19 protein-coding genes are annotated in these 26,559 nt (G+C 66.7%); 9 read left to right on the top strand and 10 right to left on the bottom strand.

Annotation, left to right across the window (positions count from 1 at the left end; all coding sequences use genetic code 11):
- Positions 1 to 89: 89 nt before the first annotated feature.
- A complete protein-coding gene (locus tag PV781_RS04075; protein ID WP_274774352.1) occupies positions 90 to 983 on the bottom strand; it encodes an SDR family oxidoreductase in 894 nt (297 codons plus the stop codon).
- Positions 984 to 1,062: 79 nt separating this feature from the next.
- Between PV781_RS04075 and PV781_RS04070 the strand changes: the two genes are divergently transcribed.
- Positions 1,063 to 1,491 carry a winged helix-turn-helix transcriptional regulator gene (locus tag PV781_RS04070; protein ID WP_274774351.1) on the top strand — a complete coding sequence of 143 codons (429 nt, stop codon included), beginning with the start codon at positions 1,063 to 1,065 and terminating at the stop codon, positions 1,489 to 1,491.
- 124 nt (positions 1,492 to 1,615) lie between these two features.
- On the opposite strand, the gene PV781_RS04065 is transcribed toward PV781_RS04070, so the two are convergent.
- A complete protein-coding gene (locus tag PV781_RS04065) occupies positions 1,616 to 2,860 on the bottom strand; it encodes a DUF2865 domain-containing protein (protein ID WP_274774350.1) in 1,245 nt (414 codons plus the stop codon).
- Between the two features lie 249 nt (positions 2,861 to 3,109).
- On the bottom strand, positions 3,110 to 4,204 hold the full coding sequence (locus tag PV781_RS04060) for a TRAP transporter substrate-binding protein (protein ID WP_274774349.1): 1,095 nt from the start codon (positions 4,202 to 4,204) through the stop codon (positions 3,110 to 3,112).
- Positions 4,205 to 4,356: 152 nt separating this feature from the next.
- Between PV781_RS04060 and PV781_RS04055 the strand changes: the two genes are divergently transcribed.
- A complete protein-coding gene (locus PV781_RS04055; RefSeq protein ID WP_274774348.1) occupies positions 4,357 to 4,869 on the top strand; it encodes a CreA family protein in 513 nt (170 codons plus the stop codon).
- A 37-nt stretch (positions 4,870 to 4,906) separates the two neighbouring features.
- Here the strand turns inward: PV781_RS04055 and PV781_RS04050 are convergent, their stop codons facing one another.
- Positions 4,907 to 5,218 carry a hypothetical protein gene (locus PV781_RS04050; RefSeq protein WP_274774347.1) on the bottom strand — a complete coding sequence of 104 codons (312 nt, stop codon included), beginning with the start codon at positions 5,216 to 5,218 and terminating at the stop codon, positions 4,907 to 4,909.
- Positions 5,219 to 5,656: 438 nt separating this feature from the next.
- Between PV781_RS04050 and cysS the strand changes: the two genes are divergently transcribed.
- The 3 genes from cysS (at position 5,657) to cimA (ending at position 9,272) form a co-directional block, all read left to right on the top strand.
- Entirely contained in the window at positions 5,657 to 7,045 is a 1,389-nt protein-coding gene (gene cysS, locus PV781_RS04045) for a cysteine--tRNA ligase (protein WP_274774346.1), read from the top strand.
- Positions 7,042 to 7,548, top strand: a complete 507-nt coding sequence (locus PV781_RS04040) for a GNAT family N-acetyltransferase (RefSeq protein WP_274774345.1) — start codon at positions 7,042 to 7,044, stop codon at positions 7,546 to 7,548. Before cysS ends, PV781_RS04040 begins: the two co-directional genes overlap by 4 nt.
- A 125-nt stretch (positions 7,549 to 7,673) precedes the next feature.
- On the top strand, positions 7,674 to 9,272 hold the full coding sequence (gene cimA, locus PV781_RS04035) for a citramalate synthase (RefSeq protein ID WP_274774344.1): 1,599 nt from the start codon (positions 7,674 to 7,676) through the stop codon (positions 9,270 to 9,272).
- A gap of 19 nt (positions 9,273 to 9,291) precedes the next feature.
- Here the strand turns inward: cimA and PV781_RS04030 are convergent, their stop codons facing one another.
- The 6 genes from PV781_RS04030 to PV781_RS04005 form a co-directional block, all read right to left on the bottom strand.
- The gene (locus tag PV781_RS04030) at positions 9,292 to 10,197 is read right to left on the bottom strand and encodes an MBL fold metallo-hydrolase (RefSeq protein WP_274774343.1); all 906 of its coding nucleotides are present in this window, start codon (positions 10,195 to 10,197) and stop codon (positions 9,292 to 9,294) included.
- 7 nt (positions 10,198 to 10,204) lie between these two features.
- Positions 10,205 to 12,361, bottom strand: coding sequence for a methylmalonyl-CoA mutase (scpA, locus tag PV781_RS04025; RefSeq protein WP_274774342.1), 2,157 nt, complete (start codon positions 12,359 to 12,361; stop codon positions 10,205 to 10,207).
- A 215-nt stretch (positions 12,362 to 12,576) separates the two neighbouring features.
- A complete protein-coding gene (locus PV781_RS04020) occupies positions 12,577 to 14,400 on the bottom strand; it encodes a methylmalonyl-CoA mutase subunit beta (RefSeq protein ID WP_274774341.1) in 1,824 nt (607 codons plus the stop codon).
- Positions 14,397 to 15,641 (bottom strand): SAM-dependent methyltransferase, encoded by a 1,245-nt coding sequence (locus PV781_RS04015; protein WP_274774340.1) that lies wholly within the window; start codon positions 15,639 to 15,641, stop codon positions 14,397 to 14,399. Before PV781_RS04015 ends, PV781_RS04020 begins: the two co-directional genes overlap by 4 nt.
- 127 nt (positions 15,642 to 15,768) lie before the next feature.
- On the bottom strand, positions 15,769 to 17,796 hold the full coding sequence (locus PV781_RS04010; protein WP_274774339.1) for an acetyl-CoA carboxylase biotin carboxylase subunit: 2,028 nt from the start codon (positions 17,794 to 17,796) through the stop codon (positions 15,769 to 15,771).
- Positions 17,797 to 17,940: 144 nt separating this feature from the next.
- Complete coding sequence (locus PV781_RS04005) at positions 17,941 to 19,473, bottom strand: acyl-CoA carboxylase subunit beta (RefSeq protein ID WP_274774338.1); 1,533 nt, start codon at positions 19,471 to 19,473, stop codon at positions 17,941 to 17,943.
- 233 nt (positions 19,474 to 19,706) lie between these two features.
- On the opposite strand from PV781_RS04005, the gene PV781_RS04000 reads away from it, so the two are divergent.
- From PV781_RS04000 to PV781_RS03985, 4 genes are all read left to right on the top strand, one after another.
- A complete protein-coding gene (locus PV781_RS04000) occupies positions 19,707 to 21,140 on the top strand; it encodes a helix-turn-helix domain-containing protein (protein ID WP_274774337.1) in 1,434 nt (477 codons plus the stop codon).
- A gap of 108 nt (positions 21,141 to 21,248) precedes the next feature.
- Positions 21,249 to 22,412: an SH3 domain-containing protein gene (locus PV781_RS03995; RefSeq protein WP_274774336.1), complete on the top strand. Its 1,164-nt coding sequence runs from the start codon at positions 21,249 to 21,251 to the stop codon at positions 22,410 to 22,412.
- Positions 22,413 to 22,594: 182 nt separating this feature from the next.
- Positions 22,595 to 23,977 (top strand): glutamate--tRNA ligase, encoded by a 1,383-nt coding sequence (locus tag PV781_RS03990; protein WP_274774335.1) that lies wholly within the window; start codon positions 22,595 to 22,597, stop codon positions 23,975 to 23,977.
- Between the two features lie 511 nt (positions 23,978 to 24,488).
- The gene (locus PV781_RS03985; protein WP_274774334.1) at positions 24,489 to 26,489 is read left to right on the top strand and encodes a hypothetical protein; all 2,001 of its coding nucleotides are present in this window, start codon (positions 24,489 to 24,491) and stop codon (positions 26,487 to 26,489) included.
- The last annotated feature ends 70 nt before the right edge of the window (positions 26,490 to 26,559 follow it).

The raw sequence follows: 26,559 nt of genomic DNA, 5'->3' as shown, positions 1-26,559 counted from the left end.
ACCAATCTGATCGGTGAATCGCCCTCTAACTTATTGATAGAGAATGCGTGATCCGATCAGCCTGCGGTGCAGGCTGATCGGCGCATGCTCTAGAGGCGGGGTTGAGACATCGAACGGACCTCTTCCTTCACCGTGTCGCGGAAGGGGGTCGTCGGCCGTCCGATCAACCGGCTGAGATGGCGACCGTTCTCAAGCAGCGCCCCCTTCGCCACGCCCGCATCGGTGTCGGCCATTGCCATGGCGAAGATTTCGGGCAGGCCGGCGGCCAGGGCCGCCTGTCGTAGATCCTCCTGGGGCACGTTCTTGTAGACGATCGGCACCCCAGAGGCCTCCGCTAAAGCGAGAGCGAACTCCGCCAGCGAAAAAGACTCATCGCCCGCCAGTTCGTAAATGCGGCCCGCATGGTCCTCACCCGCCAGCACCGTCGCGGCCGCCCTGGCATAATCGGCGCGCGCGGCGGATGAAATGCGCCCGTCTCCCGCCGCACCCACCAATGTGCCGGACCTGAGGGCCTGCGGTATCCGCAGCGCGTAGATTTCCGTGTACCAACCGTTCCGCAGCAGCACGAACGGCACGCCTGACTGAGCCAAGGCGGCCTCGGTGTCGCGATGCTCTGTCGCAAGGAACAATGCAGACGTGTCCGCGCGGAGGATGCTTGTGTAGGCGATCAGGCCGACGCCTGCATCTTTCGCCGCGGCGATGACGTTGCGGTGCTGTTGCGGGCGCTGCCCGACCTCGTTTCCGGAAATGAGGAGGAGCCGGTCTATGCCTGCAAGCGCGCTGGCCAGCGTCTCCGGGCGGGCATAGTCGGCGATGCGAGTCTCGACGCCCTTTTCGCGCAGTGCCGCCGCGGCCGCGTGGCCCGGTTGGCGCACGCCGGCCACAATGGACCGGGCGGGCACCGTCTCAAGCAGCGCATCAATCACCAGGCCTCCAAGTTGGCCGGTGGCACCGGTGACGAAGAGTTTGGGTGTGTCACTCACGGTCCTATCCTTCCTTGCAAATCAACACTCTCGGAAGGTAACTAAATGAGACCACCGGTGACGTGAAGGAGGCAGGATTTTGGGACAAGGTGATGCGGAAGTAACCTCCCCTGCATGCGATGACGGTGCGAAGCACTTCTTCACGGAAAGAGGACCCTACCGGCCGTCAGGGACACAATGCCCGGTCAGGGATGTTCTTGATCGCATCGGCGACAAGTGGTCGACACTGGTCCTGGGCACGCTTGCGACCGATCCGCACCGGTTCAGCGCCATACAGCGCGCGATCCCGGACATCTCCAAGCGGATGCTGACGCAGACCCTGCGCGATCTGGAGCGCGATGGCCTGATCTCCCGCGCGGTGTTCCCCACCAAGCCGCCCAGCGTCGAGTACCGCCTGACGCCGCTCGGCGCCACGATCCTTGAGCCGCTCGGCGCGCTTGTACAATGGGCCAATCGCAGTCATGACGCGATCAAGCGCGCGCGTTCCGCCTTCGACGAGGCCGAGTGACCCAGGTCCGGTCATTTCAGGGCGCGTCGTCTTCCTGTCGCGCCAGGACGGGCTGGCCTCAGCGAAAAATCACTCTTCCACTACAATGGCATATGCAATGGCGTGAAGCCCGCGGGAGGGCCGGCTAGTTTGCACCCGTGGCATTGGTCGAGCGCGGGGTGCCGATGACGCGCACCGGCCGCTGGCCCGGCTGCTCCGAGGCCGGTGCAAGCGGGGCGGAGGCGGTGGAGGGCGCCGGATCAAGCGGCGCGGCGGTGCTGGCAGGAGCCGCCGCCGCAGGTGTCGTGCTGGCGCGGGACGTGGCCGTCTTGCCCTTGGCATTGGGATCACCCACCGGCCGGGGCTGCGACATCTCCTTGGACTGCTCCTCGGTCACGAGGATATCGCCCTTCTGGAGGGTGGTGGAATCTTCCAGCCCCGCCAGCGCCTGCGCCCAGGACTGGCCAGCGGCTCGGCACGAGCAGGACGGGTTGAACTGCTTGCGGTAGAGCAGGGCGGTCGGCAGCGACATATAGGGCTTGCCGGTGATGGAGGTCGCCTGCTGGATGTCCTCGCCGGGATTGCGATAGGTGAAGAGCTGCGCCTCCGTGGCGGGGCACAGGCGCCGGCACAGGGCGTCGTCGGTGGCAAAGCGCGCCGGAACGGTGGCGTAGGAGATGGGGAAGTAGAAGCCGTCGCAGGTCCGCACGCAGACGGTGCGATAGGTGGACGACTTCGGCAGGTCCATGGGCGCCACGTCGAGGCCGGGTGCGGTCTCCGATTCTTCCGGGCCGGGGCCGCCGAACAGCGCCTCGAAGAAGTTGCGCGGCCGCTGCTGCTGGCGCTGCGGCTGGGCCATGGCCTGGGCGGCGGCGCGATATTGCGGGCCGCAATTGTTCTGCGCCAGCGCCATGATGATCTGCCGGCGCTGCCCCTCGCGATCCCCCCCGCCGCCGCTGCGCTCGATGCTGGCGAGGTTGGCGCGCAGGCGGGAGATCTGGTCGTCGATGGCGTCGCATTGCTGCGGCCGCGGCGGGCCCTGGAAGATGAAGAACCCGCGCGGCGCGTCGCAGCTCATGGCCTTGGCATCGGCATTGAGCTGGGCGAGGTCGGCCCGCATCTTTGCGGCCTGCTGGAGGCGGGCGTCGGTTGCGGGGTCGGGCCGGTCGATGGACGCGAGCGCCCCCTCAAGCTGCATGCAGGTGGGACCGGGGGCCTGGGCCACCGCGCCGGGCGGCACTTGGTAGCCCGGCGCCTGCGCCAGTTGCACCGGTGTCGCCTGCGCCGCCCCGGTTTGGGCCGAGGCCGGGGACGGCATGAGGACCGGAAGGGCCATCACCGGAAGAGCCAGGAGCGCGGCGCCAAGGCCGAACAAGCGAAGCGATGTCATTCTCAATCCGGACCGCCCGATCAATGCCGCATCCTCCGGGTGGCGCTGCGGCGCCCACCCCGGAACAGGACGACCGCCCCTGCATCGTGGTTCCCGCCCGGGGGGCGGACTTCGACGCGCAGAGGCGGTCGGCCTCATCGTTCGCACTTATAGCCCCATTGGCGGGGGCCAATGGTGACCAAAGTGTGGTTTTCGCACCGCGCCGGCGGTTCCGGTCATCCTGCTGCCCGACTCCCGGCGTGGCTGGTGTCAGCTCTTGCCGCGCATGCGGATGTTGAAACTGTCGTAGGAATATTCGCCGATCTGCCACCACACCAGCTGCTCGGCCCGGATGGCATTCATGCTGTCGAGCGCCTTCTTGAACTCCGGATTGGTGGCCGCGATCTCGTTATAGAGCTCGAACGAGGCCTTGTAGCCGGCTTCCATGATGGATTGCGGGAAGGCCCGCAATTCGCAGCCCTGCTGCACAAGGCGGCGCAGGGCGGGCGGGTTCACCATGTCATACTTGGCGAGCATCCAATTGTTGGCTGCCTCGCAGGCGTTGGACAGGATGGCCTGGTAGTGCTTGGGCAGCTTGTTCCACTGGTCCTGGTTGATGACCAGGTGAAGCATGGCGCCACCTTCCCACCAGCCGGGATAGTAATAGTACTTGGCCACCTTCACGAGGCCGAACTTCTCGTCATCATAGGGACCGACGAATTCCGCCGCGTCGATGGTGCCGCGCTCCAAGGCGGGATAGACGTCGCCGGGCGCGATCTGCTGGGGCACCACGCCGAGCTTGGCCAGCACCTGCCCGCCAATGCCGCCGATGCGGAACTTCAGGCCCTTCAGGTCCTCCACCGAGTTCAGCTCCTTGCGGAAGAAGCCGCCCATCTGGGTGCCGGAATTGCCCATGGGAATGGAATAGGCGTTCAGCTTGGAGAGCACGCCGTTGATGATCTGCTCGCCGCCGCCGAAGAACCACCAGGAATGCTGCTGGCGCGAATTGAAGCCGAAGGGCACGCCGGTGCCAAAGGCGAGGGTGGGATCCTTGCCGATATAGAAATAGGTGGCGGTCTGGGCGCATTCCACGGTGCCGGAGGAGACCGCGTCGAGCGCCTGCAGGCCCGGAACCAGTTCGCCAGCGGGGAAGGTCTGGATCTGGAACTTCCCGTCCGTCGCCTCCGCCACATATTTCGAGAGCATCTGGGCGGTGCCATAGATGGTGTCGAGCACGCGGGGGAAGGAGGAGGTCAGGCGCCACTTCACTTCCGGCTGGCTCTGCGCCAGGGCGGGCATGGCGACAGCGGTGGACGCGAGCGCAGTCGCGGATGCGCCGAGGAAATGTCGACGGGTCGTGCTCATGGGGGTCTCCGGGCGTCTTGATCTTGTTGCCGGCACAGGTGTCATGGCGCGCAACGCGCGTCAATTCCCGCCTTCCGCAGAGACGCAGGCGCACCCATATGTGAAGGGCATGGCCGGGCATGAGCCTCGGGTGCGGCAATGGGTGGACGAGAATGAAACTGTGGCTGCGCGGCCTCGCCGCGGCGACCATCTGCCTCCTCGCCAGCGGCGCTGCCGCCGGGCAGGAGCCAGACCTGATCTTCCGTAAGTCGACGGTCTGGAAGTTCCTGACCCCCGACGACAAGCTGGCGGTCTATGGCATTGATGACCCAGTGGTTTCCGGCGTCGCCTGCCATTATACAGTGCCCGAGAAAGGCGGCCTTTCCGGCATGGTGGGGGTAGCCGAGGAGGTCTCCGACATCTCGCTCGCCTGCCGGCAGACCGGCCCCATCGTCTTCAAGGAGAAGTTCGAGCAGGGCGACGTGGTGTTCCGCCAGAGCCGCTCGCTCTTCTTCAAGCGCATGCAGATCGTGCGGGGCTGCGATGCCAAGCGCAACGTCCTCGTCTATCTCGTCTATTCGGACAAGCTTGTGGAGGGCAGCCCCAAGAACTCCACCTCGACCGTGCCCATCATGCCCTGGGGCGCCTCGGGCGAGGTGCCGCGCTGCGCGGACTTCATCAAGTAGTCGGAGGGCGGGCGGTGCGCCGCCCGCCTGGCCCGCGTCAACGGGTGCAGGTGATGGTCACGACGCCCGGGCACAAAGGTCCGGTACAGGTGGCGCGCGGCGCGTGGGGGCTCGCCACCGGCGTGACGGGGCTCGCGGACGCCACGCGCCCATAATCGAGCGCTCGGCCATAATCATGGGTCCGACACCAGGCGGTGGCGAGGCGCTCGCCGCATGGCTCGCCGTCCGCGAGGCAGCGGTCAATGCCATAGGCATCGGAATTCTCAATCAGGAAAATTCGGGTTTCCGCACGCGCAGCGCCGCTGGCCAGCGTGAGAAGGGCAGCGAGGATGAGGCTCGTCTTCGTCATGTATCTGCGTTGCGACCTCTCTGGGCCCGAGCGCTCCGAAAGCGGGAGCGCGGTCAGGCGGGTGCCGATTCGCGCGGGTTAACCATGGCGACGGTGTTGGGATAGACTTGTGGCCATAAGAAGGTCAAGCCGCTGCGCCCTTTGCGCCAGGGTGCGGCGCGCGGAGGCGACAGGCCGGCTTTGCCGCTGGAAATGGCTTGACGCCTGGGCATTCCGCTCCCATTGTCCGCCGCCATGAACGGGTCGTCCACCATACCGGCATTCGTGCGCCTGCGCGCCGTGCTGTCGATTATTTGCGGTTAGCCGAACACGCTGGCCGCGGCCGTCCCTTGCTGCACCCCTCGAGGAGAAACGGACGCCACGGCCGGCTGGTCGGGCATCCATGATCCATGGCCCCTCACGGGCCGCGGCGCATGCCTCTGAGGGAGTGAAGGTCACATGGAGCTGCGGCTCTACAATACGCTCAGCCGGTCCAAGGATCCCTTCCGTCCGCTCGATCCCGAGCGGGTGCGCATGTATGTCTGCGGCCCCACCGTCTATGACCACGCCCATATCGGCAATGCCCGGCCGGTGATCGTGTTCGACGTGCTGTTCCGCCTGCTGCGCCGCCTCTACGGGGAGGCGCACGTGACCTATGTGCGCAACATCACGGACGTGGACGACAAGATCAACGCTCGGGCCGCCGAGCGCGGCATCACCATCCGCGACCTCACCGAGGAGACCTATCGCTGGTTCCGCGAGGACACGGCCGCGCTCGGCTGCCTGAGGCCGACGGTGGAGCCGCGCGCCACTGAGCATATCGACGAGATGCGGGTGCTCATCGAGCGCCTGGTGGCGGCGGGGCATGCCTATGTGGAGCAGGACCACGTGCTCTTCAACGTGCCCTCCATGCCCGATTATGGCCGCCTCTCCCGCCGGCCGCTGGACGAGATGATCGCCGGCGCGCGGGTGGATGTCGCCCCCTACAAGCACGATGCCATGGACTTCGTGCTCTGGAAGCCCTCCGAGGCGGGCGTTCCCGGCTGGCCGTCTCCCTGCGGCATCGCCACGCCCGGCCGCCCCGGCTGGCACATCGAATGCTCGGCCATGTCTTGGAAGCATTTGGGCGAGACCTTCGACATTCATGGCGGCGGCATCGACCTCGTCTTCCCCCACCATGAGAACGAGATCGCCCAGTCCCGCTGCGCCTTCGACACCGGCGTGATGGCGCAGGTCTGGATGCATAACGGCTTCCTGATGCTGGAAGGCGAGAAGATGTCGAAGTCGCTCGGCAACTTCGTCACCATTCGCGAATTGCTGGCGGACTGGCCGGGCGAGGCGCTGCGCTTTGCCATGCTCTCCACCCATTATCGCCAGCCCATCAACTGGACCCGCCAGGGCATCGGCTTTGCCGCCAAGACCCTGGACAAGTGGTACCGCATCATCGGCGACGAGCCGGCGGAGACGGGGGAGGGCAATCCGTTCGAGAGCGAGATCGCCGATCGCCTGGGCGACGACCTCAACATGCCCTCGGCCATCTCCCATCTCCACCATCTCGCCGACGTGGCCGATGACGTGGAGACCTCCACCGCCTTGAAGCGCCGCTTCAAGGGCGCGGCCAACCTGATGGGCCTCCTCCAGGAGACGCAGACCGAATGGCTCGCCCGCAAGCGGGAGAAGGTGACGGTGGATGCGGACGCGGTGGGCCTGCTCATCGCGGAGCGCCTGGCCGCCCGCAAGGCCCGCGACTTCGCCCGCGCCGATCAGATCCGCGAACTGCTCGCCGCCCAGGGCGTGGTCCTGATGGACAACAAGGACGGCACCACCAGCTGGGAGGTCGCGCCATGAAGGCCGCCAATTCCAATAGCGCCGCCGGCCTTCGGCCCTATTTGCCCGAGGACGCGTCCCGCCTCGCCATCATCTTCCGCTCCGCCATCATGGAGCTGACGGAGGACGATTATGACGAGGACCAGCAGGAAGCCTGGGCGGCCTTGGCCGATGACGAGGACGAATTCGCCGCCCGCCTCGCCGCCGGCCTCACCCTGGTCGCCGTGGTGGAAGGCGAGCCCATGGGCTTTGCCACGCTCAAGGACAACACCCACATCGACCTGCTCTATGTGGACCCGGAAATGGCCGAGACCGGCATTGCGCGCCTTTTGTGCGACGCGCTGGAGCGCCTGGCGCAAGCCCGGGGGGCGAAAGCTCTCACCGTGGATGCCAGCGACACCGCCCTCGGCTTTTTCCAGCATCGCGGCTACGTGGCCCAGCGCCGCAATTCCGTGCCGCTGGGCGATGTGTGGCTGGCCAACACGACGCTTTCCAAGGACTTGCCGCCCGCGAGGACGCAGTGAGCGCGCCGCTCGTCCTGGCGGATGCGGCGCTCGCCCTGAAAACGGGTGGTCTCGCAGCGCCAGCGGACGGAAACAGGACGGGCGCCCGCCCCGATGCAATGGGCGATGAGCACAAGAGACAAGAAATGCCCACCAAGGAACGCCTTTATCTGTTCGACACCACGCTGCGGGACGGCGCGCAGACCAACGGGGTCGACTTCACGCTCGCCGACAAGCTCAAGGTCATGAGCCTGTTGGACCGGCTGGGCGTCGACTATGTGGAGGCGGGCTATCCCGGCGCCAACCCGCTCGACACCAGCCTGTTTTCGGAAAGGCGGGCGGCACGGGCGAAGGTCACCGCCTTCGGCATGACCAAGCGGGCGGGGCGCTCGGCCGCCAATGATCCGGGCGTGGCCGCGCTCCTGGCCGCTGAGGCCGATGCCATCTGCTTCGTCGCCAAGGCCTCCGCCTACCAGGTGCGGGTGGCGCTGGAGACGAGCGAAGAGGAAAATCTCATCTCCATCCGCGAGAGCGTCGCCGCCGCCCGCGCCGCCGGCCGCGAGGTTCTGGTGGATTGCGAGCATTTCTTCGATGGCTTCAAGGAAAAGCGCGACTTTGCCCTGGCCTGCGCCCGCACCGCCTATGAGGCCGGGGCGCGCTGGGTGGTGTTGTGCGACACCAATGGCGGCACCTTGCCCCATGAAGTGGACGCCATCGTCCGCGCGGTGATTGAGGTGGTGCCCGGCGATCATGTGGGCATCCACGCCCATAACGACACCGAGCAGGCGGTGGCCAACTCGCTGGCGGCCGTGCGCGCGGGCGCCCGCCAGATCCAGGGCACGCTGAACGGGCTTGGGGAGCGCTGCGGCAATGCCAATCTGTGCTCCCTCATCCCCACCTTGATGCTGAAGGGCGATTTCGCTGATCGTTTCGAGATCGGCGTGACGCAGGAGGGCCTGCACGACCTGTCCAGCGTCTCCCATGTGCTGGACGAGATGCTGAACCGGGCGCCCAACCGCCACGCGCCCTATGTGGGCGACAGCGCCTTTGCCACCAAGGCCGGCATCCACGCCTCCGCCATCCTGAAGGACCCCGCCACCTATGAGCATGTGGCGCCAGATCTCGTGGGCAATCGCCGCAAGGTCCTGGTCTCCGACCAGGCCGGCAAGTCCAACGTGGTGTCCGAGCTGGAGCGGCTCGGCGTGGACGTGGACAAGGCCGACCCGCGCCTCGGGCGGCTGCTCGACGAGGTGAAGCAGCGCGAGGCGCTGGGCTATGCCTATGAGGCGGCGGATGCCTCTTTCGCGCTGCTCGCCCGGCGCATGCTGGGCACGGTGCCGGACTTCTTCACGGTTGAGCGCTTCAGCGTGAATGTGGAGCGCCGCTACAATGCGCGCGGCGAGATGCTCACCGTGGCCGAGGCCATCGTGAAGGTGGAGGTGGATGGCGACGTCTTCATCTCCGCCGCCGAGGGCAACGGCCCCGTCAACGCGCTGGACGTGGCGCTGCGCAAGGATCTGGGCAAGTACCAGCCCTTCATCGCCGGCCTGCGCCTGACCGACTATCGCGTCCGCATCCTCAATGGCGGTACGGAGGCCATCACCCGCGTGCTGATCGAGAGCACTGACGAGACCGGCGACCGCTGGACCACGGTGGGCGTCTCCCCCAACATCATCGACGCCTCCTTCGAAGCGCTGATCGATTCCATCACCTGGAAGCTGCTGAAGGAAGGCGCGCCGGGCTGAGGGGGAACGGGTAGGGGCCTCAACCCTCCGCCCGCACCCGCTCCACATTCCGCCGGTGCACCGCCTCATAGGGTGCGAAGGGATCGATGGCGCCAGTGGCGAAGGCTTCAGCCGCAAAATCCTCAAGCGGCAAGGCGGCGCGGGCCGCCTTCTGGGTCTCTGTGCCCGGCGCGCCGGGCGCGAGGGCGGCGAGAGCCTCCACATAGAGGCGGGTGGCCGCGATCAGCTCCGGCGGATAGCCGCCGGCCGCGATGCGCGCGAGTGAGCCGTGATTGGGCAGGATGCGGCGGATGCCGAGGCCGGCGAGGCGCTCCAACTCACGAAGATGGGGGGCGAGGCGGTCCGGTTCGTCCACATAGGTGATGGGGTCTTCCAGCGTGTCGCCGGCCAGCAGCACCCCGTTGGGCAGCAAGGCCACCGTTCCGTCCCGGCTGTGAATGTCGAAGGCCATGAGCCGCACCGGCACTGCGCCCACCGTCAGGTCCAGCGTCCCATCGAACAGGGTGGTGGGATGAACCAGGGGGCGGATGGGCGGATCGGCCGTCTCCATGGCCCCCTGATGGGCCTTCAGCAAGGCGGCGGTGTCGGCATTCGCGATGATCTCGCAATCGGCGAAAACGGCGTTCCCCGCCACATGGTCGTCATGCCAATGGCTCAGCACCACGCGGATGTGGCGCACGCCCCGCCGCTCCAGCTCGTCCCGGACGAGGCGGGCATGGGTCAGAGAGACGTGGGTGTCGTAGACGAGGGCCTCTGCGCCCTCCACCACCGCATAGGAGGCGATGCCCAGCGCATAGGCGCCATCGTCCAGCCAGTTCTCCGTCTCGGCATGAAGCCGCGCCCCCGGCACGCGCCCGTCATAGAAGGCGAGCACGTTCGGAGCGGCCTCGACCACCCGCAGGGTCGAGCCGAGGGGCCGCAGCATGGCCGACCTATTCGGCCGCCTCGCGAGAATGGCCGAGCCGCTGGGAGAGGGTGACCAGCAGGTCGCGCGCGGCGTCGGCGATCACGGTGCCGGGCGGGAAGATGGCCTCGGCGCCGGCGGCCTTGAGGGCGTCATAGTCCTGCGGCGGCACCACGCCGCCCACCACCACCATGATGTCGCCGCGCCCTTCCGCCTCCAGCGCCTGCTTCAGCGCCGGCACGAGGGTGAGGTGGCCGGCGGCGAGCGAGGAGATGCCCACCACGTGCACGTCATTTTCCACCGCCTGGCGGGCGGCTTCCTCGGGGGTGGCAAAGAGCGGGCCGATATCCACGTCGAAGCCCAGATCCGCGAAGGCGGAGGCGATGACCTTCTGGCCCCGGTCATGGCCGTCCTGGCCCACTTTGGCCACGAGAATGCGCGGCCGGCGGCCTTCCGCATGCTCGAAGGCTTCCACCTGCGCCTGCACCTTGGCCACCTTGTCGGTCATGGCGCCCGCCTCCCGCTTATAGACGCCGGAAATGGCGCGGATCTCGGCCCGATGGCGGCCGAACACCTTTTCCAGCGCATCGGAAATCTCGCCCACCGTCGCCTTCACCCGGGCGGCGTTCACGGCCAGTTCCAGGAGGTTCGCGCCCTGGCTCGCGCCATTGGTCAGCGCCGTGAGGGCGGCCTCCACCTCGACGGGATTGCGCTCGGCGCGCAGGCGGTTGAGCTTCTCGATCTGGGCGGCGCGGACGGCGGAATTGTCCACCTTCAGCACGTCGATGGGCTTCTCGCTGTCGGGCTTGTACTTGTTGACGCCCACCACGGTCTGGGCGCCGCCATCGATGCGGGCCTGGGTGGTGGCGGCGGCTTCCTCGATGCGCAGCTTCGGGATGCCCGCCTCGATGGCCTTGGCCATGCCGCCCAGCGCTTCCACCTCCTGGATGTGCGCCCAGGCCTTGGCGGCAAGGTCCGCCGTGAGGCGCTCGATGAAGAAGGAGCCGCCCCAAGGGTCGATCTGGCGGGTGGTGCCGCTCTCCTGCTGGAGCAGGATCTGGGTGTTGCGGGCAATGCGGGCGGAAAAGTCCGTGGGCAGGGCCAGCGCCTCGTCCAGCGCATTGGTGTGCAGCGACTGGGTGTGGCCTTGGGTCGCCGCCATGGCCTCGATGGCGGTGCGCATGACGTTGTTGAACACGTCCTGCGCAGTGAGGCTCCAGCCGGAGGTCTGCGAATGGGTGCGCAGGGGCAGGGACTTCGGGCTCTTGGCGCCGAGGTCGCTCATGAGCTTGGTCCACAGGAGGCGGGCGGCGCGCAGCTTCGCCACCTCCATGTAGAAGTTCATGCCGATGGCCCAGAAGAAGGACAGGCGCGGCGCGAACACGTCGATGTCGAGCCCGGCCTTCGCGCCGGCGCGCACATATTCGACGCCGTCCGCCAGCGTATAGGCCAGCTCCAGATCCTGCGTCGCCCCGGCTTCCTGCATGTGGTAGCCGGAAATGGAAATGGAATTGAAGCGCGGCATTTCTTTCGACGTATAGCCGAAGATGTCGGAAATGATGCGCATGCTCGGTGCGGGCGGATAGATATAAGTGTTCCGCACCATGAATTCTTTGAGAATGTCGTTCTGGATCGTGCCCGAGAGCTTGGCGTGGGGCACGCCCTGCTCCTCGCCCGCCACGATGAACAAGGCCAGGATCGGCAGCACCGCGCCATTCATGGTCATGGACACGCTCATCTGGTCCAGCGGGATGCCGGAGAAGAGGGTGCGCATGTCATAGATGGAATCGATGGCGACGCCCGCCATGCCCACGTCACCGGCGACACGGGGGTGATCGGAATCATAGCCGCGATGGGTGGCCAGATCGAAGGCCACCGACAGGCCCTTCTGGCCGGCGGCGAGGTTGCGCCGGTAGAAGGCGTTGGAATCCTCCGCCGTGGAGAAGCCGGCATACTGCCGGATGGTCCAGGGCTGATTCACGTACATGGTTGGGTAGGGGCCACGCAGGAAAGGCGCGGCGCCGGGATAGGTGTCGATGAAGGAGAGCCCCTCCACATCGGCGGGGCCGTGCAGGGCGTTCACCGCGATGCCTTCCGGGGTGGCCCAGGGCGCGGTGGTGTCCGACGGCGTCGCAAGGTCCGGTGCGCGCCAGTCGATCTCGGCGAATGCGGGCAAGCGGCTCATGGCTGACATCCTACCTCAAATTGCGCGGCGCGGCGCCTGTTTTCCCGATCGTTCCCTTTGAACCGCCCCGCGTGGCGCGGCGGCTCTCAATCCTGGGCCTTCCCCCTTCCAACCCTCCCCCGCAGGCGGGAGAGGGCTTTTCCCTCTGGCGGACCCGGCTCCCTCTCCCGCTTGCGGGGGAGAGCCGGGGAGGGGGAATGTGCAGGCCCTAACCCTCAGATCCCGATCGCCTTGTGGGCGCGGGTGAGCGTCTCCAGCACGTCGCCACCGGCGAAGATGAAGCCCTCGACGCCCGCTGCCTTCAGCGGCTCTTCCAGATCGCCCGGACGGCCGGCCAGCCACACGGTCGCACCGGCGGCCTTCAGCGCGGCGGCGGCGGTGGCGGCGTCGGAGGCATAGAGTTCATCCGAGGAGGCGAGGCAGGCGAGCTTGGCGCCCGAAGCCGTGAAGGCCGCGAGCAGCGCGTCGAGGTCCCCATAACCGTCCGGCACGGCGGCAGGCAGGCCGCCGGCCTCGAAGAAATTCTTGGCGTAGGTGGCCCGCGCCGTGAAGGCCGCGATGGGGCCAAGCGTCGCCAGGAACACCTTGGGGCTGCCGGCCGCCTCGGCGGCATCGCGCAGAAGCTCGAACGGCTCGGCGAGGCGATGGGGCACGAGCGCGGCGTCGGAGGCGGCCGCCACCACCAGCGGGGCGGCTTCCAGCACCTCCGGCACGGCCTGGATGAGAATGGGATATTCCGAGGTGCCGGTCACCGGCTCCTTGCGGGTCGCCACATCCTTGGCGCGCTTGGCGGCAACGCTTGCCACTTCCCCTTGCCACCAGCCCAGCGTGAGCGCCTCGGCCATGCCGCCCTTGCGCTCGATGGCGCGGAAAATGTCCCAGGCGGCCGCTGCGAGCCCATCGGTCTGCGTCTCCACCGCGCCGGAGCCGGCGCCGGGATCGCTGACCTTGTGCAGGTTGGATTCTTCCAACAGCACCAGTTGCGTGTTGCGGGCGAGCCGGCGGGCGAACGGATCGGGCAGGCCCAGCGCCTGGGTGAAGGGCAATACGGTGATGCTGTCCGCCCCGCCGACGCCCGCCGCAAACGCCGCGATGGTGGTGCGCAGCAGGTTCACATAAGGGTCGCGCCGGGTGAGCGAGCGCCAGGCGGTGGTGGCATGCACCTTGGCAGGTCCCGCCGCGATGCCCGCCTCCCGCAGCACCGCGCCCCAGAGCAGGCGCACGGCGCGGAACTTGGCGATGGTGGCGAACTGGTTCACGTCGGCGGTCAGCGCCAGCTCGATGCCGGCCGCGGCGGTGGCAAGGTCCACGCCCGCCGCCTCCAGCGCCCGCAGATAGGCAACGCCGGTGGCGATGACGGCGGCCAGTTCCTGCGCATCGGAGGCCCCCGCCGCATGGTGCACGGCGCCGTCCGCCCGCGCGATGGGGGAGGTGAAGCCGCGTCCGGACAGGATCTGGAAGGTCTCGGCGAAGCGATGGGAGAGGTTCGCCCAGGGCATGGGCGCGGAACCGGCCGCCGCCATGTCGGCGAGGGGATCAAGGCCGAAGGAGATGGCAAGGCCCGCCGGGCTCTGGCCGAGATCTTCCACGAGCTTGGCCACAGCCAGCGCATCCTCGCGGCCCTGGAAGCGGCCGCTCTCCACCCGCGTCTCGATCAGGTCGAGCATCACGGAATCCAGCACGCGCGTCAGCACCTCGCCATCCGGCAGGCCGAAGCCGTGGGCGTGGGGCGAGGAGGCGAAGACCAGCGTCAGCCCGGAGGCGCCGCCGTTGAGGTCATCCAGCGCCTGGGTGTTGGCGGCCACCGGGTCGGCCTGGTCCACCCGCGCGCTGATGGTCCAGGGCGCCCCGGGCGTCCGCCCGAACACCGGCGCGGCGTCCTCCTTGCGGGGCGGGAGCGGATCCAGCACCAGCCCGTCAGCGGTGCGCGACACCAGCTTCTTGTCATAGGGCGCACCCTTCAGCACGCCATCGACGAGCTTCAGCCAGTCCTCGCGGGTCACGGGCTTGAGCGTCGTGAGGAAGGGCAGGTCGGTCATGCCGGTTCATCCTTGAGGCTGTCGCGCGCAAGCAGGGCCTGCTCGTTCGTGAACATGAAGTCCCGCCGCACTGGCACGTCGTCGCGCCGTTCGCTTAGCAGGAGCTGGAACACCATGTTGGAGCCGTGCAGAAAGCCCAGCTCCACTGCGGAAAGGTAGAAGTCCCACATGCGGGTGAAGCGGGCGCCCATCATGGCCTCCACTTCGCTCCGGCGCGCCTCGAATCTGCGGCGCCAGGCGCGGATGGTCCAGTAGTAATGGAGCCGCAGCACCTCCATGTCCGCCACCCACAGATGGGTCCGCTCGGTGGAGGCGAAGACTTCCGACAAGGCCGGCACATAGCCGCCGGGGAAGATGTATTTGCGGATGAAGGGGGCGGTGGTGCCGGGGGGCGACATGCGGCCGATGGCATGCACCAGCGCAAAGCCGCCGGGGGCGAGAAGCTCGCGGATGCGGGTGAAATAGGCGTCGAAATGAGCAACGCCCACATGCTCCATCATGCCGATGGAGACCACCCGGTCATAAGTGCCGGTGAGGTCGCGATAATCCACTTCGCGGAAGTCGATCTGCCCGGCCACGCCCGCGATTTCGGCGAGCCGCCGGGATTCAGCCAGTTGCTCCGGCGAGACATTGATGGCGGTGACATGCACGCCGCAGTGCTTGGCTAGATAGATGGACAGTCCGCCCCAGCCCGAGCCGATCTCCGCCACGCGCATGCCTGGAGAGAGGCCGAGCTTGGCGGCCACATGGCGGAACTTGTTGCGCTGGGCCTCCGCCAGAGGCTGGTCGGGCTCGTCGAAATAGGCGCAGCTATAGGCCATGGTCTCGTCGAGCCACAGCCGGTAGAATTCGGCCGGATGGTCGTAATGGCTCGCCGCATTGGTCTTGGCGCGGGCCACCGGATTGGCCTGGTGGAAGCGCCGCAGCGCCCGCCAACCCTTGCGCAGCGCCTGCTGCACCGGATGACTGCCGAGCCCGCTGCGATTGACCGAAAACAGGAGCAGCAGGTCGAAGACGGTGCCCCCGTCCTCGAAGGTGAGGCGCCCGTCCATATAGGCTTCCGCCGCCGCCAGTTCCGGGTTCAGGAACAGGTCCCGCTCCAGCTTCTGGTCGTGGAGGCGCGCGGTCACGCGCGGCCCGTTCTCGCCGGAGCCGAAGACAAACCGCTGGCCCGCCGCGTTCACCACCGTGAGCTGTCCGTTGCGGACGAACCGCTTCAGGAGATGAGAGAGGAGCCGCATGCTCAAGCCGCCTTCTTCAGGTCATCGCGGCCGGGGGTGTTCCGGCCATGATGGGGAGAGGGGGGCATGTTGACGCGAATTGTCAACGCGGGCCGACCGGGGCCTTGATCTGCCGGCCCGCGTGCCATCACGCGAATTCCAGGATCACCGCGTCCACCGCCAGGCTGTCGCCGGGCTTGGCGTGGATGGCCTTGATGACGCCGTCGCGCTCGGCGCGCAGCACGTTTTCCATCTTCATGGCCTCGACCACCGCAAGGGCCTCTCCGGCCTTCACGTCCTGGCCGGGCTGCACGGCGATGGAGACCACGAGCCCCGGCATGGGGCAGAGGAGTTCCTTGCCGCCGCCGGCGGTGGTCTTTTCCGGCATGAGGGCGGCAAGCTGTGCCTCCCGCTCCGTATAGACCCGCGCCTGCACCGCCACGCCCTTATGGGCGAGGGCGACGCCATTGAGGATGGGGCGCACCTGCACGGCCACCTTATCGTCACCGATGGTACCGGCCCACACCACATCGCCCGGCTTCCATGCGGAGGACAGGTGAAGCGTTGCGGTGGTGGCGTTGTGCCAGTCCTTCAGATGGACCAGGAAGCCCGTGTCCTCGGTCTCGATCTCGCAAGGAATGAGCTGCGTGCCGCCCTCGCCATCGAGCCGCACCACGCGGCGGGTCTCGAAGGTGACGGGCTTGCCCATCATCTGGCCGGAGATGTGGCGCTTGCGGGCATTCTGCACATGGTCGATCACGGCGGCCACCGCCGCCATCACCTGCGCCGTCTCGCCTTCCGCCGCACGGGCATGGAAGCCCTCGGGATATTCCTCGGCGATGAAGCCGGTGGAGAGCTTGCCCGACTTCCAGCGCGGATGGGCCATCAGCGCCGAGAGGAAGGGAATGTTGTGGCCGATGCCGTCGATGGCGAAGGCGTCGAGCGCGTCCGCCTGGGCCTCGATGGCCTCGGCGCGGGTGGGCGCGTGGGTGACCAGCTTGGCGATCATGGGATCGTAGAAGAGCGAAATCTCGCCGCCTTCATAGACGCCCGTGTCGTTGCGCACGGTGATGTCGCCGGTCTTGCCTTCCGCCGGCGGCCGGTAGCGCACCAGTCGGCCCGTGGAAGGCAGGAAGGAGCGGTAGGGGTCTTCCGCATAGACGCGGCTTTCCACCGCCCAGCCGTTCAGCTTCACGTCGCCCTGAGAGAAGGTGAGCGGCTCGCCGGCGGCGACGCGGATCATCTGCTCCACAAGGTCGATGCCGGTGATGAGCTCGGTGACCGGATGCTCCACCTGGAGGCGGGTGTTCATCTCCAGGAAGTAGAAGCTCTTGTCCTGGCCGGCCACGAATTCCACGGTGCCGGCGCTGTCATAGCCAACCGCCTTGGCCAGCGCCACGGCCTGCTCGCCCATCTTGCGGCGGGTCTCTTCGTCCAGAAGCGGGGAGGGGGCTTCTTCCACCACCTTCTGGTTGCGGCGCTGGATGGAGCATTCGCGCTCGCCCAGATAGACCACGTTGCCGTGCTTGTCGCCCAGCACCTGGATCTCGATGTGGCGGGGGTCGACGATGAACTTCTCGACGAACACCCGGTCATCGCCGAAGGAGGATTTGGCCTCGGACTTGGCGCGGTCGAAGCCGTCCTGCACCTCGGCGCGGGAATAGGCGATGCGCATGCCCTTTCCGCCGCCGCCGGCCGAGGCCTTGATCATGACGGGGTAGCCGATCTCGTCGGCGATCTCGGCGGCCTTGGTGCCATCCTCGATCACGCCGAGATAGCCGGGGACGGTGGAGACCTTGGCCGCCGCCGCCGCCTTCTTGGATTCGATCTTGTCGCCCATGGCGTCGATGGCATGGGGATTGGGGCCGATGAAGACGATGCCCGCCTCGGCGAGCGCGCGCGGGAAGGCGGCACGCTCGGACAGGAAGCCGTAGCCCGGATGCACCGCCTCGGCGCCCGTTTGCTTACAGGCATCGATGATCTTGTCGATGATCAGATAGGACTGGGCGGCCTGGGGCGGGCCGATATGCACGGCTTCGTCCGCCATCTCCACATGGAGCGCGTCCTTGTCGGCGTCCGAATAGACGGCCACCGTCTTGATGCCCATCTTGCGCGCGGTCTTGATGACGCGGCAGGCGATCTCGCCCCGGTTTGCGATCAGGATTTTCGAGAACATCTTCGTCCGTCCCCTCGGCGCGTGGCGCCCATTGTCCTTTGCCACCGTCATGGCCGGGCTCGTCCCGGCCATCCACGGCCATCCCCAGGCGTCGCCGATCCGGCGCCGCGTGGAAGCCCGGGGCACGCCCGGGCGGCAGCCCTGCTAGAGCGGCAGGTTGTCGTGCTTCTTCTGCGGCAGCTCCTGCTTCTTGGAGCGCAGCATGGCGAGGGCGCGGGCGAGCCGGCGCCGGGTGGAATGGGGCATGATGACTTCGTCGATATAGCCCCGCTCCGCCGCCACGAAGGGCGAGAGGAAGCGCTGTTCGTAATTCTTGGTCTGGGCGGCGATCTTGTCGGGATCGCCCATGTCGGCCCTGAAGATGATCTCCACCGCGCCCTTGGCGCCCATCACCGCGATCTGGGCGGTGGGCCAGGCATAGTTGATGTCGCCGCCCACATGCTTGGACGCCATCACGTCATAGGCGCCGCCGAAGGCCTTGCGGGTAATGACGGTGACCAGAGGCACGGTCGCCTGGGAATAGGCGAACAGCAGCTTGGCGCCGTGCTTGATGAGGCCGCCATATTCCTGTGCGGTGCCGGGCAGGAAGCCGGGCACGTCCACGAAGGTGACGATCGGGATCTCGAAGGCATCGCAGAAGCGCACGAACCTTGCGGCTTTTCTCGACGCATCCGCGTCGAGGACGCCAGCGAGCACCATGGGCTGGTTGGCGACGAAGCCCACCGTGCGCCCCTCGATGCGACCAAAGCCCGTGACGATGTTCTTGGCGAAGGCGGCCTGGATCTCGAAGAAGTCGCCCTCGTCGACCACCTTCAGGATCAGCTCCTTGATGTCATAGGGCTTGTTGGGATTGTCGGGGATCAGCGTATCGAGGCTCTCGTCCACCTTCGCGGGATCGTCGAAGGAGGGCCATTCGGGCACGCCGGCCTGGTTGTTGAGCGGCAGGAAGTCGATGAGGCGACGGGTCTGGAGCAGCATCTCCACGTCGTTCTCATAGGCGCCATCCGCCACCGAGGACTTGGTGGTGTGCACCTTGGCGCCGCCCAGCTCTTCCGAGGTGACGGTCTCGTTGGTGACGGTCTTCACCACGTCCGGGCCGGTCACGAACATGTAGGACGTGTCGCGGACCATGAAGATGAAGTCGGTCATGGCCGGCGAATAGACGTCGCCGCCCGCGCACGGGCCCATGATGAGCGAGATTTGCGGGATGACGCCCGAGGCGATGACGTTGCGCTTGAACACCTCGCCATAGCCGCCGAGCGCCGCGACACCTTCCTGGATGCGGGCGCCGCCGGCATCGAAGAGGCCGATAATGGGCGCGCGGGTCTTCAGGGCCATGTCCTGGATCTTGGTGATCTTGCGGGCATGCTCTTCGGAGAGCGAGCCGCCGAACACCGTGAAATCCTTGGCGAAGACGAAGACCTGGCGGCCATTGACCGTGCCCCAGCCGGTGACGACGCCATCGCCCGGGATCTTCTGCTTTTCCATGCCGAAATCGATGCAGCGATGCTGCACGAAGGTGTCGAACTCCTCGAAGGAGCCCTTGTCCAGGAGCAGCTCGATGCGCTCGCGGGCGGTGAGCTTGCCGCGCGCATGCTGGGCCTCGATGCGCTTCTCGCCACCACCCAGGCGGGCAACGCCACGCCGGTTCTCGAGCTCTTCCAGGATTTCTTTCATTCCGTCCCCCGGGCGTCCCGCGCTGCACCAATTGTGAAATCAGTCTAACGGTGCCGAACGCCGAAGGAAAAGGCCCGGCTTGGGCTTTCACGGACGAAAAGCGGCACTGGAGGCGTGCGCTAGCAAAAGCCAGGTGACAATTGAATATGTAAAAAGTTAAACGTGTAACTTGTAAAAAATTCGCATTTGCGCAGCCGCATGGGTTGTGCCGGCCGGACGGGGAGGAGTGGACCATGCGGCAGAAGGTTTTCGCCGGCCACGCGCTGCGCCGCCTGCGGGAAAAACTGGGGCTTAAGCAGGGGGAGCTGGCCCATCGGCTCGGGGTCTCGCCGTCCTATGTCAATCAGATGGAAAGCAACCAGAGGCCGCTCACCGCCTCTGTTCTCATCGCCATCAGCCGCACCTTCGGGGTCGACATCACCTCTTTCGGAGCGGAGGACCTCGACCGACTGGTGGCAGACCTGCGGGAGGCGACCGCAGATCCCCTGTTCCGCGACCTGGAGCTGAGTCTCCAGGATCTCAAGGCCGTCACCAACCTCTCCCCAGCCTTCGCCCATGCCTTCCTGCGTATGCATGTGGCGCTGGGCCGCACCGCCGAGTGGCGGGCGTCCCTCGACGACATGCTCACCTCCGGCCTCGGTACGGCCGATGCCAAGCTTGTGCCCTATGAAGAGGTGCGGGACTATTTCCATTATATCGACAATTACGTGGACCCCCTCGACCGGGCGGCGGAGGCCTGCGCGGAAGCGTTGGGCATCCTCTCCGGCGCCGATCCCCGCGCGGCCCTGACGGCCTATCTGCGTGACCGCCTGCGGGTGGAAGTGGAGCCCCTCCCTCTGGGGCGCAGCGCCAGCGGCGGGGACGAGGCCCTCTCCCAGTTCGATCCGCGCGCACGCCGCCTGCGCCTGTCGCCGCTCCTGTCGCCGGCTGCCGCGGCGTTCCAGCTGGGCACCACCATCGCCCGCCTGGAGCACAAGGCCATGGTGGACGGCCTCGTGGCCAATGGCGGGTTCCGCAGCGCCACGGCCGGCGAGATCTGCCGGCTGGCCTTGCACAATTACTTCGCCGGCGCGCTGGTGCTGCCCTATGGCCGATTCCTGCGCCTTGCCCGGGAGCGGCGGCATGACCTCGACCGCCTCTCCCATGAGACCGGCGCCAGCCTGGAACAGGTGTGCCACCGCCTGTCCACCCTTCAGCGGGCGGGGCTCAAGGGCGTGCCCTTCTATTTCGCCAAGGTGGATCGTGCCGGCAACATCACCAAGCGACACAGCGCGACGCGCTTCCAGTTCGCCCGCCTGGGCGGCGCCTGCGCCGTGTGGAACGTCCACCAGGCCTTCGAGAATCCCGGGCGGACGCTGGTGCAGGTGGGGGAGATGCCGGACGGGGTGCGCTATTTGTGCCTCGCCCGAACCGTCAGCGCGCCCGTGACGCGCCACGATGCCCCTCAGCGCGTCTATGCGCTTGGGCTGGGGTGCGAGGTCTCCTATGGCGACGACATGGTCTATGCGGACGGCCTCGACCTGAAGGCGGCGCCCGTCGCCCGCCTTGGCGTCTCCTGCCGAATCTGTCCTCGGCCGGATTGCGACCTGCGCGCCTTTCCGCCGCTGGATCGGGAAATCCGCACCGATCCGGACAACCGGGCTGTGGTTCCATTCACATTTACATAATGAAACCGGCACCTTGACGTAATCCCGCCACGCCATGGATCAGCAAATGCCATGGAAACAATCAAGAAATGAGTCTATCGGCGGGGACAGCCGAACGGCGAGGATGAAATGACCAAGTCGGTGTGGGTGGTGGGACTTGTGGCCGGAGTAATGGGCCTGGCGTCCGCTGCGGAAGCGGCGCCCGGCTTCACCACCGGCAATGTGAACATGCGGGCCGGGCCCGATACCGTCTATCCGAAGGTCACCGTGCTGCCCCGGGGCGTGCCGGTGGAAATCTTCGGCTGCCTGTCGAACCAGTCCTGGTGCGACGTGGGATATGGGCGCTATCGCGGCTGGGTCTATGGCGAATATCTCGGCTTCTCCTATCAGGGGCAGACCGTGCTGGTGCCGGAATATGCGCCCGTGATCGGCCTGCCGGTCGTGACCTTCAATTTCGGCAATTACTGGGGCAGCTACTATCGCGGCTCGCCGTGGTGGAACCAGTATAACCGTTGGCAATACTACAATCCTCGGCCGCGTCCGGGCTGGGGCCCGCCGCCTCCGGGGCCGGGGCCGCGTCCGCCCGGCTGGTGGAATGGCCCGCGCCCCTATCCGCCCGGCGCCCCAGGCCGTCCGCCTGGCTATCCCGGTTATCCCGGGCATCCTGGTGGTCCCGGTGGCCCCGGCGGCCCCGGTGGGCCAGGCTGGCCCGGTCACCCCGGCAACCCGCCGCCGCCAAATGCCGGTGGTCCCGGCAGGCCGGGTGGACCCGGAGGTCCGGGCGGACCTGTTTATCCCGGACGGCCCGGCAATCCGGGCAATCCGGGCAATCCAGGTAATCCGGGCAATCCAGGTGGGCCTGGTGGTCCGGGCTATCCCGGCGGTCCAGGCCACCCGGGCGGTCCAGGCCATCCGGGCGGTCCTGGTGGCCCCGGTGGTCCTTCCACCATGCCGGTCGCCCCGGGCCAGCCGCCCCAGCAGTCTCGACCCCAGCGCCCGCCGCCTGCCGGATGGCAGCAGCAGCAGGGTCAGCCGGGTGCGCCCGGCCAACCGCCGCAGCAGGCGCGGCCTCAGCGCCCGCCGCCCGCCGGCTGGCAAGGCCAGCCTCCTGGCCAGCGCCCGCCGCAAGGGCAGCCCCCGCAGGGCCAGCCGCAGCAGGCGCGTCCTCAGGGTGGCCCTCCGCCGCAGGGAGGACAGCCCCAGGGCGGCCGGCCCCAGGGCGGACCGCAGCGTCCCGCGCCCGGAAGTCCGCCGCAGCAGGGCCAGCCCGGCGCGCCGCCCCCGCCCCAATGAGGGGCGTCTGACATGCCAAGGCCGCCGGCTTTCGAGCCGGCGGCTTTTTCCAGCAGGTCGCCGCGCCTTCCCGGCCCCTTGCACGACATCAGCGCGGAGCGCTGCGGCCCCTTTCGCGGATGGACCGACTGGCATGCCGCCATCGGCACGAATGCGGCTTCCCTCGCGCTGCGGTGCGGTTTATGCCGTGGTCCATGTCCAAGCTCGCCTCCAAGCTCGTTCTGCGCTTCGCTCCTTCGCCCACGGGCCTGCTTCATGTGGGCAACATGCGCACCGCCCTCCTCAATGCGCTGCTCGCGCGGCGCGCGGGCGGCACGTTCCTGTTGCGGTATGATGACACCGACGTCGCCCGCTCCACGCCTGAATTTGCCCAGGCCATCGCCCGTGATCTGGCGTGGTTCGGAATCGTCCCGGATCGGGTAGAGTACCAGTCGGCGCGCCTGGATCGTTATGAGGCGGCCGTGGCCGCCCTGAGGGCGGCGGGCCGGCTCTACCCGGCCTATGAAAGTGAAGAGGAACTGACCCTCCGCCGCGGCCTTCAGCGCTCCCGTGGACTGCCGCCGGTCTATGACCGTGCCGCGCTCAAGCTCACGGACGCGGATCGCGCCCGCCTGGAGGCGGAAGGGCGCAAGCCCTATTGGCGGTTCAAGCTCGATGCCGCGCCGGCCGTCTGGACCGACGGCGTGCGCGGACCGCAGCATGTGGACATGACCAGCCTGTCCGATCCCGTGCTCGTGCGCGCCGACGGCACCTTTCTCTATACGCTCACCTCGGTGGTGGATGACCTTGAGTTCGGCGTGACCGACATCATCCGGGGCGAGGATCACGTCACCAATACGGGCGTGCAGATCCAGCTCTTCGAGGCCCTCGGCGGAACGGCGCCGCGCTTTGCCCATCACAACCTGCTGACCTTGCCCTCAGGCGAGGGATTGTCCAAGCGGCTCGGCCATCTCTCCATCCAGTCCCTGCGGGAGGAGGGGTACGAGGCCCTGGCCGTGGCGGCGATCGCTGTGCTGGTGGGCACGTCCGAGGCCGTGGTGCCGGTGGATAGCCTGGACGCCCTGGCGGCCAAGGTGGATCTGGCGCACATCTCCCGGGCCCCCGCGCGCTTTGATCCCGCCGAACTGGCGGCCTTGTCGGCGCGCACCTTGCACCAGATGCCCTATGAAGCCGTCGCCCGGCGGCTCGCCGACCTCGGCGTCGATGGCGGGGCCGCGTTCTGGCTGGCGGTGCGGGGCAATGTCGCCCGCCTTGCCGAGGCGCTGGACTGGTGGCGCGTGGTGTCGGTTCCGGCCTCATGGGCACGGGACCCGCAGTGGGACCCGCAGGATGCGGCCTTCCTTGAGACCGCCGCCGCGCTTCTGCCAGAGGAACCGTGGGATGCCGGCACCTATCGCGCCTGGGTTGGGGCGTTGAAGACGGCATCCGGCCGCGCCGGACAGGCTCTCTTCGCCCCCCTGCGCATGGCACTGACGGGCCAGGCGAAAGGGCCGGAACTGGCTGCCCTGCTGCCCTTGATGGGACGCGATCGCGCCATCGCGCGCCTGCGGGGCACGGACGGCTAAGCCGTCCCTTTTTCGGCGCGCTTTGCGGGCGGGCCTCTCGCGGTCCATATGTCGTGTCCCGCGACGCCCATCCCTTCTCGCCCCGCATGCCGCGGGCGGGCTTGGCCTTTCCGGGTCGAGCGCGGCGGGGCGTGTCCGAGGCCCTGCCGGATCTCAGCTGACTTGCAGCACTGTGCGCTCCCCTTCGCGACGCGCGCACATGAACGCCGTCCCATGTCGCACGGCCGTCAATTTAGCGATCTATATTCAGTTATGCAGTGAGGTGAAATGAGTATTTATTGTATTAATGAAGATTAGATTCGAGGTGATCTGTTTAAAAAATTTAATAAGAGCGAGTATGTTACTTCTGCCTTGCGTCTCGATCTGGGCCGGTCCGCCAAAGTGACGTGAGCGTCGCTGCGCTGCCAATCAGGATCTCCCTGATGCGTAGAGAGTAGCGATCCGTCTCGCCCAAGGCCGTCACGCCTTTTTCCCAGTATCGGCTGGTCTCTGCGATCCTGAAGGTGGTCTCATGGCGAACGTCAACGAACTGATCGGGAAACTCCTCGGCAAGACCGACATCGACAAGCTTTTCGGCCGGGGAGTGCCGCTCGATCCGGTCGCCGAATTGCAGAACACCTATGGTGCGTTCAGCTCGAAGATCTCGACCGAGGCGGTTGCCGAGCGGGCGGTGGCGCTGCTTGCGTTTGCTCGCGATTCGGCCAACGCCCAGACACCCTTCGCCATGCACTTCTCAAGCTGTGTCTCGGCGGTAGCCACCGAATTGTCCCAGAGTGCACTGAGCGTGGCGCCCTCGAGCGTTCTTGCGGCGTTCGACAGCTTGAAGTTTTCAAGCGCGGTCACCGGCGCCTCTGACAGCATGAAGGCGCGGCTCACGACGGCCTATACCGCGGAGGCCGGGCCGGTGATCGAGCTCCTGGACGTGGGCTTGGCCATCAGCGCGTCGCAGGTGCCTCTGGTCGGCCCCATCGCCGCCGGATACGTCATGGGCGGGGTGGGTGGCGCGGTCGCCATGGGCTCGTCCGCGGCAATCGTCTACATGACCAGCACCGGTACTCTTGCGAACACGTTCGGCGTGCCGGCTCAGCAACTGACGAACATCATTGGCACCGACCCGGCCCATGCGGGCATCAATCCGGACGCCCAGACCAAGGCCCTGCAAGGTGTCGCAAAGGACGTCACCAAGGACATGATGAAGGCCAACACGGCCGTCCAGGCTCAGGACAAAAAGCGCGAGAAGGAGCGCGCTGCCGCGCAAAAGAAGGCCAAGGTCCTCATCGCCCAGCCCAAGACCCACGGCATCGGGCTGGCCTGGTATCTGATCATGCGCACCAAGCTGCGCTGGACCAATGAGCGCATTGCGGATGCTGCAGCGGGCAATACTGAGGCGCTTCTGTCCAAGAAGGGCGTCGAAAATGTGATGACTTTCGCGAACGCGGCATCCATCAACCCGCAGACGCGCAACCAGCTTTGCATCTCCACGACCGACAAGTTCATTGATTCCAGCAAGTTCGCGGACAAGGGCGAGGCGCTGAAATCCCACATCCAGACCAATTACGATACGCTGGAAGGCTTCGCCAGCAAGATGGTCGAGGTGCAAAAGTCGTTGCGCGCTCTCCTGGAAGACATCCTCAAGGTCAATATCGTCAGGTCGTTCAAGGCAGACCTGAAGGCCTACCATTATGCGTCAAGGGCAACGCCCAGGTTTGCGACAGACCATCCGGACTTCTACGTTGCGCCGAACGATGAGCCTTCCGCACGGAGCAACCACACCCGTGCCGTCGCCGTTCTGATCGTGGCCTATTTCGTGGAGCGGAACTGGAAGAACAGCCAAGCCTACCAGCCCCGGGAAAAAGATACGAGCGCACTGAAGGATCTGGAGCGCAAGGGCAACGAAAACGCCATTGCTTTCAAAAACTTGCAGCGCGGTGCCAACCAGGTGAACATGGGCGGGCCCATAACGCAGTGGAAGACCATCGAGGACAATTCCAAGGCCTATGTGCGCATACTGAAGAGCGCCATCGTCGATGATCTCACCGCACCTTTCCGGAATGGCGCTTCCACGCCGAAGGACCTGAGCAAGGCGGTGCAACTCTTCATGGTGTGTGCCATCATCGTGAATGACAACGTATCGCGGAAGGCTGCGGGCAAGGAAAAGGGCCTCAAGGCGTCCACGGTCAACACGGCGACCAACATCCCAATCGACGTCATCCGAGTCCTTGAGGAATTGGGATATCTAAGCGTCTACAGTACATTGACCGGGTTCGTAACAGATAGCGACAAGAACAAGCACACTGCCGGTGGCAAGAAGCTGCGCTGGTTCCACAGTCGCATCGGAGGGGGTGCGAGCGCCTCCGAAAAGATGATGGTCTATGTCTTCTCCTGCGTCGTCTTGTCTGTGGTTGACGTGACAAAGATCGCCTGCGGCTTCCAGAACTGGGCGGAGACGGAAAAACTGCTGATCCGCGTCATCCAGGAAATCAACCGGGCTGAGATGGTCATGGATAAATAGGGGCCTCACGCAGACCCCGGGAGGCGCAAGGCCGTGTCGTGAGGGGACTCCTCTCCACCGGCCCCTTCCA

The organism is Aquabacter sediminis (assembly GCF_028863665.1).
Classification (GTDB): domain Bacteria; phylum Pseudomonadota; class Alphaproteobacteria; order Rhizobiales; family Xanthobacteraceae; genus L1I39.
Note: the sequence above shows the minus strand (reverse complement) of the source record. Positions and strands in the feature narration are given on the sequence as shown.